Origin of the sequence: Paenibacillus sp. BGI2013, from assembly GCF_002843485.1 — a bacterium.
GTDB lineage: Bacteria > Bacillota > Bacilli > Paenibacillales > Paenibacillaceae > Paenibacillus > Paenibacillus amylolyticus.
In genome coordinates this window covers 652,283-667,065 of record NZ_PJFA01000001.1, presented here as the reverse complement: position 1 = coordinate 667,065, position 14,783 = coordinate 652,283, and the positions used below count along the sequence as shown (strand labels likewise).

At 44.3% G+C, this 14,783-nt stretch carries 17 protein-coding genes; all 17 read right to left on the bottom strand.

All coding sequences use genetic code 11. The features are described 5' to 3' along the window. Positions 1 to 28: 28 nt before the first annotated feature. Complete coding sequence (gene fliY, locus CXK86_RS02955; RefSeq protein WP_036609358.1) at positions 29 to 1,303, bottom strand: flagellar motor switch phosphatase FliY; 1,275 nt, start codon at positions 1,301 to 1,303, stop codon at positions 29 to 31. Next, positions 1,293 to 2,291 (bottom strand): flagellar motor switch protein FliM, encoded by a 999-nt coding sequence (fliM, locus tag CXK86_RS02950; RefSeq protein ID WP_036609359.1) that lies wholly within the window; start codon positions 2,289 to 2,291, stop codon positions 1,293 to 1,295. The genes fliY and fliM overlap by 11 nt, the downstream gene beginning before the upstream one ends. 40 nt (positions 2,292 to 2,331) lie before the next feature. After that, positions 2,332 to 2,793, bottom strand: coding sequence for a flagellar basal body-associated FliL family protein (locus CXK86_RS02945; protein ID WP_036609360.1), 462 nt, complete (start codon positions 2,791 to 2,793; stop codon positions 2,332 to 2,334). Then, the gene (locus CXK86_RS02940; protein ID WP_017689179.1) at positions 2,793 to 3,014 is read right to left on the bottom strand and encodes a flagellar FlbD family protein; all 222 of its coding nucleotides are present in this window, start codon (positions 3,012 to 3,014) and stop codon (positions 2,793 to 2,795) included. Before CXK86_RS02940 ends, CXK86_RS02945 begins: the two co-directional genes overlap by 1 nt. Before the next feature lie 68 nt (positions 3,015 to 3,082). After that, the gene (gene flgG, locus CXK86_RS02935; protein WP_076249815.1) at positions 3,083 to 3,898 is read right to left on the bottom strand and encodes a flagellar basal body rod protein FlgG; all 816 of its coding nucleotides are present in this window, start codon (positions 3,896 to 3,898) and stop codon (positions 3,083 to 3,085) included. A gap of 81 nt (positions 3,899 to 3,979) precedes the next feature. Next, positions 3,980 to 4,309, bottom strand: coding sequence for a TIGR02530 family flagellar biosynthesis protein (locus tag CXK86_RS02930; RefSeq protein ID WP_370511413.1), 330 nt, complete (start codon positions 4,307 to 4,309; stop codon positions 3,980 to 3,982). A gap of 50 nt (positions 4,310 to 4,359) precedes the next feature. Next, on the bottom strand, positions 4,360 to 4,917 hold the full coding sequence (locus CXK86_RS02925; protein WP_047842480.1) for a flagellar hook capping FlgD N-terminal domain-containing protein: 558 nt from the start codon (positions 4,915 to 4,917) through the stop codon (positions 4,360 to 4,362). A gap of 19 nt (positions 4,918 to 4,936) precedes the next feature. Further along, complete coding sequence (locus CXK86_RS02920; protein ID WP_076249817.1) at positions 4,937 to 6,325, bottom strand: flagellar hook-length control protein FliK; 1,389 nt, start codon at positions 6,323 to 6,325, stop codon at positions 4,937 to 4,939. A 39-nt stretch (positions 6,326 to 6,364) separates the two neighbouring features. Then, positions 6,365 to 7,306 (bottom strand): MotE family protein, encoded by a 942-nt coding sequence (locus CXK86_RS02915; protein WP_076249818.1) that lies wholly within the window; start codon positions 7,304 to 7,306, stop codon positions 6,365 to 6,367. Positions 7,307 to 7,349: 43 nt separating this feature from the next. Next, complete coding sequence (fliJ, locus tag CXK86_RS02910; RefSeq protein WP_036670362.1) at positions 7,350 to 7,802, bottom strand: flagellar export protein FliJ; 453 nt, start codon at positions 7,800 to 7,802, stop codon at positions 7,350 to 7,352. A gap of 11 nt (positions 7,803 to 7,813) precedes the next feature. Further along, positions 7,814 to 9,133 carry a flagellar protein export ATPase FliI gene (gene fliI / locus CXK86_RS02905; RefSeq protein WP_036609365.1) on the bottom strand — a complete coding sequence of 440 codons (1,320 nt, stop codon included), beginning with the start codon at positions 9,131 to 9,133 and terminating at the stop codon, positions 7,814 to 7,816. Next, the gene (locus CXK86_RS02900; protein WP_076249819.1) at positions 9,120 to 9,983 is read right to left on the bottom strand and encodes a FliH/SctL family protein; all 864 of its coding nucleotides are present in this window, start codon (positions 9,981 to 9,983) and stop codon (positions 9,120 to 9,122) included. The genes fliI and CXK86_RS02900 overlap by 14 nt, the downstream gene beginning before the upstream one ends. Further along, entirely contained in the window at positions 9,976 to 10,992 is a 1,017-nt protein-coding gene (gene fliG / locus CXK86_RS02895; RefSeq protein WP_036609368.1) for a flagellar motor switch protein FliG, read from the bottom strand. The genes CXK86_RS02900 and fliG overlap by 8 nt, the downstream gene beginning before the upstream one ends. Positions 10,993 to 11,003: 11 nt before the next feature. After that, positions 11,004 to 12,587 carry a flagellar basal-body MS-ring/collar protein FliF gene (fliF, locus tag CXK86_RS02890; protein ID WP_076249820.1) on the bottom strand — a complete coding sequence of 528 codons (1,584 nt, stop codon included), beginning with the start codon at positions 12,585 to 12,587 and terminating at the stop codon, positions 11,004 to 11,006. A gap of 137 nt (positions 12,588 to 12,724) precedes the next feature. Beyond that, entirely contained in the window at positions 12,725 to 13,036 is a 312-nt protein-coding gene (gene fliE, locus CXK86_RS02885; RefSeq protein ID WP_017689190.1) for a flagellar hook-basal body complex protein FliE, read from the bottom strand. A 57-nt stretch (positions 13,037 to 13,093) separates the two neighbouring features. Continuing rightward, a complete protein-coding gene (gene flgC / locus CXK86_RS02880; RefSeq protein WP_017689191.1) occupies positions 13,094 to 13,543 on the bottom strand; it encodes a flagellar basal body rod protein FlgC in 450 nt (149 codons plus the stop codon). 6 nt (positions 13,544 to 13,549) lie between these two features. Beyond that, positions 13,550 to 13,957, bottom strand: a complete 408-nt coding sequence (flgB, locus tag CXK86_RS02875) for a flagellar basal body rod protein FlgB (protein WP_036670359.1) — start codon at positions 13,955 to 13,957, stop codon at positions 13,550 to 13,552. Positions 13,958 to 14,783: the final 826 nt, after the last annotated feature.

Here is a 14,783-nt window from a genome sequence, read left to right as displayed (position 1 = left end):
CTTGATTCAAGTCCTCCCTAAATTGTGCTTATTGTAATTTCTGAATTCGGTCCCATTGGCTAACGATATCTATAACACGAACACCAAAGTTTTCGTCAATAACGACAACTTCTCCCTTGGCGATCAGTTTGTTATTCACCAAAATATCGACAGGTTCCCCGGCTAACTTATCCAGTTCGACAATCGAACCCTGTGACAGTTCCAAAATATCTTTAATTTGCTTCTGGGTCCTTCCTAATTCTACGGTGACCTTAAGGGGAATGTCCATCAATAAATTCAAATTGTTTTCGTCTACCTGACCATACGCCCCATTTTGCAAATTGGCGAATTGAACTGGTTGTACGTTAACATTCCTATTTGGCATTCCACCGTAATGTTGAGGTGCACCATAAGGTTGCTGCGGTGGCATGCCATACGGCTGCTGTGGCGGCATTCCTTGAGGCATACCCATCGGGGCCTGTCCATATCCGTTATAGTCCTGAGCAGGCTGTTGTGGAGCCTGTGGAGCCTGTTGGTGCTGAACGGGCGGCTGCTCCGCAACCGGTGGTGGCGTTGCTGGTACAGCTGCTGGCGCAGGTTCAGGTGTTGATGCCACTGGTGCGCTGGCAGTTGACTCCTGAGCGCCTCCAATCAGCATATCTACCATGCTTTTGGCAAAATGTACTGGAAGCAACTGCATCAGATTGGAATCGATCAGATCCCCGATTAACAAACGAAATGAAACTTGGATAAGTGTCTCATCTGCTGGAAGATTACTTACACCCTCTCCACTCTCCAGATTGAGAATATCGATTCCCGGAGGGGAAATATTCACAAAACGATTAAAAATCGTGGACATTGAGGTTGCAGAGGAACCCATCATCTGGTTCATCGCTTCCTGTACTGCACTAATATGGATTTCATTCAGTTCTTCATCGACCGGATTTCCTTCTCCACCCAACATCAAATCAGCGATGACTTGGGCATCTCTCTTCTTGATAACAAGTGAGTTAATACCTTCGAATCCATCCACGTAATTCACATGAACGGCAACATGTGGCTTAGGAAAAGCTTCTTCAAACTGCGTTCGACTAATGATAGAAACTTTAGGTGTTGTAATATCTACTTTGAGGCCTAATAGCGTGGATAAGGCTGTTGCCGCGCTACCAAATGTAATGTTACCAATCTCCCCCAAGGCATCCTGCTCCAGCTCGGTCAAAAAATCATCAACCGTCTTTTCAGCGGGTTCCGAGCTGTTTATCGATTCCGATTGCCTGAGCAAAGCATCGATTTCTTCTTGGGATAAATAATCCTTACTCGTCAAATTCTTCAACTCCTTCGGTGACAATCTTGTCTATTTGCACAGCCACACGGTCTTTGATTGTCCCCGGACTGCCCATGTATTTCAGTTTGTCACCCACTTTTATGGAAAGTCCCTCATCAACTGGTTTGTTCAACGTAATGACATCGCCAACGGACAGACCCAGAAATTCTGCAATTGAAATTCTCGATTCTCCCAATTCCGCAACGATTGGTAACTTGGCTTTGTTTACACGCTCTTTTAGAGCATCATACTCCTCCGGAGCTCTCGTTTTCTTCTCCGAAACAAACCACTGATGAGTTGACAACCGTGACATAATAGGTTCAAGAACGACATGCGGTATACATAGATTGATCATGCCTGTCGTGTCACCAATTTTGGTACTGAGCGAGATCAGAGCAATGGTCTCATTGGGAGATACAATCTGCATAAATTGCGGATTGGTCTCGAGCGCTTCCATCCTTGGGGAAATATCCAACACAGTTTTCCATGCTTCCTGCAAACTTTCAAATGCTCGGCTGAATATCCGCTCCATGATGGTCGTCTCAATCTCCGTCATGGATGCGATCTTGGTTGGAGCAATTCCGGTTCCACCAAGCAGGCGATCCAACATCGCATATCCCACGTTTGGATGGACTTCCATCACCATTCGTCCCTGTAGTGGCTCCGCTTCAAAAATGTTCAATATCGTCATCTTAGGAATAGAACGGATAAACTCATCATAAGGCAACTGTTCGACCTGAACGACATTGATTTGAACGAACGTCCGCAGTTGGGCTGAAAAATAAGTGGTGAGAAAGCGTGCAAAGTTTTCGTGAATACGAGTCAAGCTTCTGATATGGTCTTTGGAAAAACGCACTGCCCGCTTAAAATCGTACGATCTGATTTTCTTCTGAGTTTCTTCCTTCTTCAATTCTTCTGCGTCCATTTCACCAGAAGAAAGGGCTGCTAATAGGGCGTCAATCTCATTCTGTGATAATACATCCACCATGTTCTCACCCCCTTACAGGTCTACAGCGTGTTCTGTTCATTTACATTGGCGCCATTACAAAAGCTGAAAAACTGGTGCTGCTCAACTTACCTTCAGGTAAAGCTTCATTAATTAGTCCCGTCAATCTCTCATTAAATTGTACGCGGCCCTTCGCTGTAGCCAGCTCCTCAGACTTTGTATCCGCAAACGTCTGAATGATAATAGGCTTCACTGTAATTTCTTTGATTTTCTCGAAATCTTCTTTGGCTGTTTTGTCTGACAACTTGAATGAGAAGCTGACAACTACAACATGATCCGTATCAGCCAAATTGGTTTTAATTTCTCCAAGCTCAGAGGAAACCTCTACAATCTCATCCGCAGTCATCTTCTTAGCTTCTGAGGCTGCCGCCGTATGTGTGTCGTCCTTATTCCCGTTCTGTCCTTGCATAAATACAAACACAACCACCACAATGAGTGTTATCGCCAGCAACATTGTTGCAAGCCAGGGCATCATTTTTTTCATCAGGATTCCTCCGTTTGCTGCACTTTAATAGTGGCTGCCTGAACCCCGATTTCACGGTTGTAATCTTTAATCTTGGAAATAACGTCAGCGGCTTTTTCAAGCACAATCAGTCTCTTTCCAGTTACCAGAGTAATATACGTATCCGGCGTCTCTTCCACAATTTCAACCATCAGCGCATTTAACCACATGGGAGAACCATTTAACCGCGTAACCGAAATCATGCTAAGCCCCCTTAATCAGAGTGGGAGGAGCAAGCTCCCCCACGTTTTAAAAATTCATTAATCAGTTATTAACGTTTCAGGTTAACAACTTCCTGAAGTATTTCATCCGACGTTGTAATGATTCGGGAGTTTGCCTGGAATCCACGTTGAGCTACGATCATCTCAGTAAACTCTCCTGTCAGATCCACGTTAGACATCTCGAGCTGTCCAGCAATGATTGCTCCTGTTCCGTCCTCAGCACTGTTCGCTGTTAATGGTTCCAGCGCCCCATCCGGATTCGCGTTTGCTGTCATACGGTACAAGTTGCCCCCAATTTTCTCAAGGCCTTCTGGATTGACAACTTTACCTATTCCAAGCTGTGGACCCGCTTCGATGGTTCCGTCTGCCATGGTTTGGTTAATTGTTCCATCCTGACCTATCGTGAAGGAAACAACATCATCCGGTATCGTAATATTTCCACCACCGTTATCCAGAACAAACAATCCATCCGAAGTCAAAAGGTTACGTGCAGCATCCACATGGAAATCCCCTGCACGAGTCAGGTAAGGTACTTCCTGATCTTCACTCAAACGTACCAAGAAGAATCCATCTCCATTAATCCGAAGATCTGTTGGATTATTCGTTGTCATTGGGCTACCTGCCAGATGCAGCGTATCAATTGAACCTACCGTTACACCAAGACCGATTTGTTTCGCATTGACACCACCACTTGCATCGCCAGGAGCAGTTACCCCTGCCGTTGTTTGGCTCATAATATCTTTGAACATAACCCGACTGCCTTTGAAGCCAACCGTGTTTACGTTCGCAATATTGTTACCAATTACGTCGAGTTTTGTTTGGAAACCCCGCATCCCGGAAACGCCTGAGTACATTGATTTTATCATTTTTAAAAATCCTCCCAGTCTTCATTTGGTTACCGCATCAGTCGGTCAGCGGCATTCCGGCTCCCGAGAAGGGCCAGCCGGTTAAGAAATGATTACGGCACTATCAATCTGAGTGAACACATTATCCTTCATGCTCTCACTATCCATAGCTGTAACCACAGTACGATTTTTGACATTGACGATAAAAGCCATATCCTGCATTAAAATCAATGACTCTTTGGCTCCTTTGGCAGCAGCTTTGTCCAAAGCAGAACCAATCTGTTCCATTTGCTCAGTCTTGAGTTCAATACCACGCTGTTCCAATCGTTTGGCAGCATGATTGCTCAATTTCAGAAGGTTATCTTCCAGCACTTTTGCAAAAGGTTTTTCGGGTATAGCCAAAGCTTCTCCCGTTTTGGGTCTTTGAAGCATATTCGGTGTAATCGGGCCTGCGTATAATTGTCCAACCGTTATGCGATCACTCATATCGTTTTCCCGCTATCTTCCGTATCACCCGTTTCAGCGGATGATTCAACTTCCTGGCTCTCGTTCGTTTCAGGAGTTACATCCTGAACGTTCTGTACCGGAGTTTGACTCTCTTCTGCCTGTTTTGGATAATTCACCTGAATGATCTCATCCAGCTTAATCTCGTCGTTGCCCACTTTTGCGTATTGAACGCTATCTCTTACAATGATGGAATCTACAATACCCTGACGAAGAGTTCCGTTATCATCTTTATTAGAAGAAAGCCAACTTACCTCCATGCCAATCATACCGGATACAGCACCAAGGGACTGGTTCAATGTTTTAAGCTGCGTAGAAATATTGACCAGTTGTTCCACTGAGCTGAACTGTGCCATTTGAGCGATAAATTCCTTATCCTCCATCGGCTGCATCGGGTCTTGATTTTGCAGCTGGGTAATCAGGATTTTTAGAAACTGATCTTTACCCAATTCCTTTGTTGCGGCACTTGTGGTTGCTTTATTGGCTGCCGAATAGTTCGGCCAGGTATTATTCGTTGAAACAATTTCATTAGCCATATGCTCACCTCATTTCTGTTTAAGCCTCAGCACTAAACGTATCTCTCTGTAATTCATTTCCTTCGACTTGCTCGCTACGCCAGTTACGCAATTCTTCTTGAATCCCTGCTGTAGCTATAGCATCATCCGATTGTTCCTCACGCTCACGCGAACGGCGTTGTTGTTGAGAGTTACTTCCCGGCTGACGGCCTCCGTCCTGATACATCTGTGATCCGATTGAACTGTTCTGGGTAACCTCAAGTCGTTCCACTTGAATTCCCTGGGCTTGAAGTGAAGAACGCAGCTGCGTCATTTGTTGTTCAAGCATGTCTTTAGCCATCGTATGCTCAGTCATAAACCGTGCAACCAACTGCCCGTTCTGTAAGGTAATTTGAACATCCAACTTACCTAGATGCTCAGGCCGAAGTGAGATGGTCGCCTCGGAAAATCCTTTTTGCTGGACAATATCCAGCTTGTTAACAACAAACTGGGTCATTTCCTTCGCAAACTGTGATGTTTGCATTACAGGTTCAGCCGGTTTTCCTGCTGTTGTACCTGATGAACGCAAGGACAGCTCTCCTGCAGTAATGATGGTTGAGTGTTCCACTTCTCCACCTGCATTTGAAGCAGATGTTGTCTCAGCTTCAGCTTTCACCTGGGTTCCAGAATTCGCCACTGCCGCAACAAGAACTTGTGGTACGACCGAATCCTGTTTGGATGTTTGAAGCGAAGTACTTGGAGCAACTTGTGCAGTCTGATCCTTAACTGCAGTCAATGTATCCAGTATGGATTTCAGTTCAGTCCATCCTTTGTTACTAGTGGTATCCACTCCAGCCTCTTGAAGCTGACTCTGCAGAGATTGTAACAAATGTTTGAATTCAGGAGCGTTCTTCGCAACGTTACTCTCAGGATCATTCATTCCAGCTACTAATTGTGTAAGCATATCTTGCAGAACAAAACGTACTGCTGCAGGATGCTGCGACAGTTCAATTGCGGGTACTGTTTTTACACTTTCCGCTCCGTTCGAAGACTCGTCGGAACCTTCTGCATTAGTACCTGAAGGATCACTTAATTGTGTATACATCTGTTGAATCAGAGTTTGCAAACCTGCAAGTAGAGCTGGGTCATTTTCCAAAGCTTCGTCAAGTGAATCCAAGTCCGTGAACAACGAATTCAGTATAGCCGTGATTGATGCCGCTTCTCCTTCTTCACTTGTAGCAAAGGAAAACACCAACGGATTGGCAGTTAAACTTCCAGTAGCGCTTGAACTATCACCTTCTGTGTTTCCTCCAGATAGCGATTGTGCAAGAGTTTGGAGAAATTCACCGCTAGCACCTACAGCTGAACCTTTCGATTGTGCTCCGGTTGTCTGACCTGTCCCCGTTACTTTTGCAGATGCTGTGGATGCCATTTGATATACAATCGACATTTATTTTCACCTCCTCTCGGTTATACAGAGTAATCAGTTCTACTTGTTACCCATTAATCTGTTCAAAATTTTTGCAGTTTCAACCGAATCCTCTGAAGACATGTTCTCAAGCAATTGAGAGCGTGTTGCATCATCTACTGAATTCAGGATGGTCAATGTTTTGTCAGGACTTAACTTGTATGTTTCCAATAATAGCTTGGCACCACTTGAAGCAGACATCGAAGCAAATGTTTGACTAAGCTGGTTTTTATCCAGGTTTTTGCTTGTGGTTGTGGATGCAGTTGAAGTTGCTGTGGTTTCTTTCTTCAATCTGGATTGCAGCGCATCCAGCGCCAGATCCCCGGACGGTTTGGCATCCTTCATCATCACGGTGACATCGGCTGCCGTTTTCGGGTCCATCTTTTCAAGCACCTTGGTCCGAGCAGATGACTGCATGGCATTTAACAACAATACCATTTCCTCATTCGTCATATTTTGCAAAATCGGTGCAGCTTTGCTTGGGCTCATGTCAGCATACATTTTAGCCAAATCTTTGATTTGTTTCTGATAATCAGATTCCGTTTCGGGCGTTGCTGCTGTAGCCGTTTCAGCCGCTTTTTCCGCATCATCCAACTTCTTCTGAAGGTCCGTGGCCTTCTTTGCTTCAGTTGTTGTCGCTTCCTGTGCTGCCTTGAGCTCTGTTTCTTTGGCAGTTACTTGGGATTTCAGCTTTTCGATTGTGGCTTCAGCACTTTCAACCTGCTGCTCACTCTTCTCCAGCTTCTCCTTCTCCGGATCCAGTACAGGATCAGGTACCCATTCCTTAACTACCGGTATCTTGTTGGCAAATTCAAACAAATTATTACGAATATCTACATTAAATAGTGTAAGTAGTACACCTAGCAATACCACGGTGAATACAATCGGGATAGAAATCATGAGAAACTTTTCCCAACCGCCTCCCGACTCTTTTTCCATGTCGCTATCATCTTTAACAGCCATCGTTTATTCCTCCTTCACGAGACAACTTCGCGTCCGGCTCACATCAATTCGCGCGTCCGGCTTTGGCAGCGAAGCGTACAGTAGCCATCTCGTCCAGATCGTTCTGTTCCCGGAGGAGCATCTCCTGCTGAAATTTGATTTTTGCCTTGTCTCTCGCTCCAAGCCATACTTTTTCATCAACCATCTTACCGTTCAGAAACGTCTGATTCCGTTGCACATTGACCTGAGCATGTTTAACATCACTGTTTTTGCGTGAAATGCACTCGTCAAGGTGATGTACATAACGCTGCATCTCCTGCAGACTGTTTACAGACGCTGTATTTTCCGTAGCAGATTGGATAATGCCGATCAGATTACTTCTATCATTAAGAAGTTGTATCAGATGTTCTTCCTCCGTCTGAAGTTTACCGATCGCTGTGGATAACATCCACTCTGCCTGTGTTTTTTCATTACTCTTCAGGTCAACAACTTTCTGGAAATGATATCGAAATTTCATCGTTTACCCATTCATCTCCTTGCAAATTCAAGAATCAAACGTTCCTGTACTTCACTTAAAGTGACTTTCTCGTCGACTTTCTGCTTGGTAAAGTTCCATATACTATCAATCTGGTCTATCGATTCATCTATGGCTGCATTTGATCCCCGCTGGTAAGCTCCAATATTGATCAAATCTTCCGATTCTTTGTACACAGCCATCAAACGTTTCATATTATTAACGGCTTCCAACTGCTCTTCTGGAGCAATATCCTTCATAACACGGCTTATGCTGGCTAACACATCAATCGCTGGAAAATGACCTTTATTTGCAATGGATCGATTTAACACAATGTGTCCATCCAGAATACCCCTTACCGCATCCGCGATCGGTTCATTCATGTCATCCCCATCGACCAGAACGGTGTAAAAGGCTGTAATCGAACCCGTAGGTCCTGTACCCGCCCGTTCAAGCAGTTTGGGCAAACTTGCAAAAACCGATGGCGTATATCCTCTCATTGCCGGAGGTTCGCCTACAGCCAGACCCACTTCCCTTTGTGCCATCGCATATCGGGTTACCGAATCCATCATGAGCATCACGTTCATTCCACGATCTCGGAAATATTCTGCAATAGTGGTCGCAATAACTGCTCCCTTAATCCGAATCAGGGCAGGCTGATCTGAAGTTGCAACAATGACTACGGAGCGTTCCAGTCCTTCCGGACCCAGATCCCGTTCAATAAAGTCACGTACCTCACGTCCACGCTCACCCACAAGCGCGATGACATTGACATCTGCTGCTGTATTACGAGCGATCATGCCCATCAATGTACTCTTACCAACACCAGAACCGGCAAAAATACCTACACGCTGTCCCTTACCTACGGTCAACAATCCGTCGATAGCTCTTACACCAACACCCATCGTTTCAAGTACACGTGGACGATCCATTGGATTAACCGGTGTATTGGAGGTAGAGTACATCGGCATTCTGGATGGAAGGAGGGAACCGTCCAGCGGTTGTCCAAGTCCGTCCAATACTTTACCGAGCAATTCGGAGCCTACCTGAACGCCGAGTGGTTTACCCGTACCTACTACATCGCAACCAGGACCGATGGATTGAAGTTCACCCAGTGGCATAAGCAGCACTTTGTTATCTCGAAACCCAACAACTTCGGCCTGAAGAGGCTTGGCCGATTTCCCAGGATAGATATAACATACGTCACCGATACTTGCATCTGGCCCTTCTGACTCCACCATAAGACCAATGACCTGAGTAACTTTGCCGTTAATACGAACAGGATCGAATTGGCGCAAATGTTCCATATATCGCTGTGAACTAAGAACCTTCATGTTGATTTTTTCGCTCCTCATCCTCAAGTGCTATGCGGACCAGTTCTTTTTTAATCTCAGCAAGCTGTGTATCAATTCTCGCATCTACACTTCCGAACGAAGAACGAATGACACATCCCTTATCTTTGACCGTTGAATCAGGCAAAATCTGCAATTCTGCCTGAGAGTCAATAGACAGAGACAATTCTTCACGAGCTGCCTGTACAAATGTAAACTGATCAGGTGCCACACAGAGTGTGATCAAACCCTGTTCCCGTTTACGTGACAAACTCTGACGAATCAGTTCCAATGTATGATCGGGTTCAATGGTAAGTTGCTTATCAATGACTTTCTCAGCGATCCCGCAAGCGAGCTCCACGAGGAACGGTTCGGCTTCCTGAATGATCTGATCTTTAGCTACATAAGCTTCCTTGAGCACTTCCTGGGCTTCAATCATCATCTTTTCGATTTGCACCTGGAGATCCAGTTCAGCTTGTACTTTGCCTTCTTCAAAACCCTGTTGGAAACCTTGTGAACGAAGCGCTTCAGTCAGATGTTCATCCTGTTGTCGTTGTTCCTGCCACCAGCTGTCGATCTGTTCACGGGCCTCTTGAAGCATGCGCTCTGCCTCTTCTGAAGCTTCACGTACTTGCTTTTCTGCAAACTCCTTGGCATCTTCCAGCATTTCTGCGGTAAGACGTTGTGTTTCTTCGTCCACGCGTGCTTGAAGTGTTTCAACTTCAGAACCTTCAGCACTCACACCATTTAATTCCGTTTCAGACTCCTCAGCACCACCATAATGATGATGATTTTCAAGTTTTTTACGGTCATCAACGGGTACATACTGGAAAGATTTAATCAAATTAGACAATGATATCATCTCCTCCACCGCGTGCGATAATGATCTCACCGGCTTCTTCCAATCTGCGTATCGTTCCTACGATACGTGTCTGAGCTTCCTCAACATCACGCAATCGCACAGGTCCCATGAATTCCATCTCTTCTTTGAATGTTTCGGACATCCGTTTCGACATATTCCGGAACACGGCATCCCGAACTTCTTCGCTTGCCACTTTGAGTGCCAGCTGCAAATCTGCGTTGTCGATATCCCGAATAATGCGCTGAATCGAACGATCATCCACATTGACGATATCTTCGAATACAAACATGCGTTTTTTGATTTCCTCTGCAAGCTCTGGATCCTGAATTTCAAGCGAGTCCAAAATAGTACGTTCTGTACCCCGATCGACTCCGTTCAGAATCTGAACGATCGATTCGATACCACCTGCATTGGTGTAATCCTGCGTTACGGTAGAGGATAACTTCTGTTCCAGAACCCGCTCCACTTGAGAGATGACTTCCGGCGAAGTACTATCCATAACAGCCACCCGGCGAGCGACATCTGCCTGTTTCTCTTGTGGCAAGGATGATAGAATCGCTGCTGCCTGTTCGAATTGCAGGTAAGACAGAACCAGGGCAATCGTTTGCGGGCTTTCATTCTGAATAAAGTTCAAAATTTGATTCGGATCTGCTTTGCGCGCAAAGTCAAATGGTCTGACTTGCAGCGTAGCTGTCAAACGATTAATGACTTCAAGTGCTTTTGATGAACCCAGAGCTTTTTCCAGGATTTCTCTGGCGTAATTGATACCGCCCTGAGAGATATATTCCTGCGCCAGACAGATCTGGTGAAACTCGGCCATGATCATATCCTTTTCAGAAGAATCAACTTTGCGAACGTTGGCAATCTCCAACGTAAGTTGCTCAATCTCCTCATCACGCAGATGTTTGAATATCTGAGCCGATACTTCCGGACCTAATGTAATCAACAATATTGCTGCTTTTTGTTTGCCAGTCAAACCTTGACTGCTTGCCTTTGCCAATGCGCTCACCTCTATTCGTCAGCCAGCCATGTACGCAGCAGATTGACGAATTCGTCTGGCTTTTTCTTGGCCAAACTCTCCAATTGTTTGCGCACCTGACTTTCGTTCGTTACACTGTCCAGCGTAATGGACGGGAACTCTGTTGCTATTGGAAGAGGAATCTCTTCTTCTTCGACTTCGTTTTGTTTGCGGCGTCGGCGTACTAACAAAATAACTACCGCTGCGATCAATGCCGCTATGAGTGCGCCTCCACCCCACATCATCGTTGAGGAAAGCTGGAAACCTGTATTGTCTGCAGAGGCAGTCTGGAAGCCTTGTGACATGACTGAAACTTTCTTTGTCAGATCGGCGTCACTTATTAGAGTGCCTGAGTCTGCCAGTGAAGCACGAACAATGTTAACCAAAATGTTCTCAATTGCGTCCTGAACCGGTCCCTGTAATTCTGTTTCTCCATTCGGTGGTTCAACCGCAACGTTAATGGTTAAGTCTTTTACAGTATACGGACTGGAAATAATATCCTTGGCAATTCGATTAACATCGTAGTTTATAGTGCTTGATGATTCTTCGGAGGTAGAGTTACCGGTTGCATCAGATGATGGGTAACCCGGAACTTCCTCTTGTCCTGTGCCAGCAACACCACCTGTTGGATTGCTTGCGCCAGTGTAGCTCTTTTGAATCTCCTGCACACTGATCTCGATGCCTTTCATATTATCTACATCAACAGGTGTGACCAGATTTTCCTTACGTGTTTCTTTGTCAAAATTAAGCTTGGAGGCTACCAAAACATTAACTTTGTCTTCGCCTACAATCTGGGAAAGGAATTGCTTTACGTTATTACGGACATCGTTTTCAAACTTTTTCTGTAGTGCCATGTTCTCTTGAACTTCGGAAGACAACCCGCCACTGCCACCTCGGGCAGTTGGAATCAATTCTGCTTCATCTGTGTTCGTAATTGTGATGTTCTCAACAGGCAGATTAGGAATTGCAGTCTTAACCAAGTTAAAGTAGCCATCTACCGCTGCCTGATTTGGGTGATAACCCGGTTTGAATTGAAGAGCTACCGATGCTGATGCTTTGTCTTGTTCTTCTAAACCAGCAAAGATGTTATCTTTCGGCATATTAACCAGTACTTTAGCATCCTGTATCCCTTGCATCCGCTGAAGTAACTGTTCAACTTCTCCGTTTATAGCGTTGTTGTACTTTACATCAAACTCTTTATCCGTCATCCCGATGGGGGATGATGACTCCTCGAATGACTTATACCCTAATGAACCATTCTGAATAATCCCTTGAGATCCAACGTTCACCTTTGCAATTGCAACACTTGTACTCGGTACGGATATGGTCTTGCCATCTGAACTTAATTTGTATGGAATGCTAGATGAATCGAGATAACTGATCACGCCCGCTGAATCACTTGCATTCAAATCTGTAAAAGCAACTTCATATTCCGTTTTGGACAATTGCATCGTGAGTACAACTGCAGCCAAAATCAGGAACAGGAAGGTGGATATAAATAATACTTTTTGCTTTTTGCTAAAACTATTCCAATACTGGGATGCCTTATCCCTGTACTGGGCGATTCTCTCATTCACTCTGTCACCCCATCCGAAACTTTGCTTAGTCTGTCCTTACTCAACCCAAACCGTTTCATAGGTTGACGATCAGGAGCAGCATCGCAGCTGCTTTGTTGTAATGATCAGCGCTATTATCGAAGCGCAAGTAGGTTATTCTATAACTGCGTTCGCATAACTTCTTGGTATGCTTCGACCACTTTGTTTCGGACTTGAGTTGTGAGTTGTAGGCTTAACAAGGCCTGTTCTGAAGCAATCATCACTTGATCCACATTCGCTTTGCCGACCAAAAATTGATTCGACATTTCATGCGATTGAGCCTCCTGTGCTGCAACGGACCCTAATGCATTCTGTAAGTATGTACCGAAGCTCTGAATGGTTTCGGCTGGTGTAGAAGGCTTACTTTCGGTTGCACTCTTCATCTGTAGCGGTTGTATCCCCTGTGTGCTAAACATGTTGTTCTGAATCATTAATGTCCCTCCCCTTCATCCTGGTTTGTATTTTTCTTATTTTCATTTTTAAGCAGATTATCTTCCAATCTCCAAAGCTTTGGAGATCATCGCTTTGGTTGAATTCAGTGCTGTTACGTTTGCTTCATAGGAACGCGAAGCAGAGATCATGTCGACCATTTCTTTCGCAATATCCACATTAGGCATAAATACATATCCTTCTGCGTTTGCATCCGGATGAGAAGGGTCATACACAGGTTTCAGAGGTGACTGATCCTCGCGAATCTCCGTTACTCTTACGCCATCTCCTGAACCGCTACCTCTCATCTGATTTTGCAGCATCGTACCAAATGACGTTTTATTCGGCTCAAGCACAACCATTTTACGTTTGTAAGGGACCGCTTCACCATTGGATACGCTCGCGCGCGTAGTCTCTGCGTTGGCAATGTTGGAAGATATAACGTCCATCCGCAACCGTTGGGCTGTCAGAGCTGAGCTACTGATACTAAAACTATTACTAATGTTCAATTTAGGTTATCTCCCTTCCACGCCAACACGCATGATTTTAATTTGTTCATTCACTTGCTGAATATAAGCGTTATAACGTAACTGATTCTCCGCCAGAAGACTCATTTCTCTGTCTATATCGACATTGTTTTCGTTGTTATTCATGGAGGTTGACTGGTCCATATTAACTACTGGCGTGGGTACGGAAGAGGAAGGACCTATGACAAAATGCCTTGCATCAGTTACTTTACCCTTAAGAACAGGCATATCTCCATTCATTTGCCCTTGCAACATTTCTTCAAAAGAAACGTCCGAGCGCTTGAAATACGGGGTATCGGCGTTCGCGATGTTGTCAGCAATTGTTCGTTGTCTGATATTGGACGCATCGAGTGCACCTTGCAATCTTTTAAAGCTGATATCGTTTAAAAGATTCACAATCCCCCTCCTCTCTTTAGAAGTTATGGAAAAAGATTGTATCTTTTCCCTTGAAAATTCTTATGTTTTTTTCGACAAAAACATTCGTCTTTACACGGTTTTCTAGGACTTAAGTAGAATTAACTCTGATGTTGTCGTATAACATAAGTTTCTTCGAGTTTGGGATTTATTACAATAAGAAAAAAGCCCTATCTTTTCTGAAAGACGGGGCTTTTTGTGTATTTTCTGCAAATTATGAATTTTTTCGTAAATGTTCGGGCCCAAAACAAAAGTATGTTAATACTCTCCCTTATTGTTCTTTAACATTCTTAAAATAAAAAAAAAATTTCGAGTCTCAGCATGAGCTTATAACGCCCGTAATTATGTATATTTCCGAATATTTCATAGTTGATAATGTTAGAATTTTTTGCCGTCATACTAAGGGTTTAAGGACAATATGATAGGTATACATACAAAGCTGTATATTAATCAATTGACAAATTATCTTTCAAGAATAAAGAAAACTCGTCTTGCCCACACAACACTTTCTTAACAATTCAGTGGGGTCTATATATTTTAATTTTAAGAAAACAATTAGTGGCTTCAAACTTTTCAACAATTCATCATTTTGCGCATTTACGCAACATTTACCAATCTGTCGACTAAACCGATGACCAGACTTGGAATAAGGAAAATTCTTTTAATGGGAATCATTGGGTATGGAATGGAAGAATAACTACCACTCCGATAGGTTTTAACTCCGGATACATGCGGCACAAGTCCTAGGTTTTGTCGATCCGTATAACAACCACACATCTTTTATCGGTTGTAACATCAAAATCCTTTA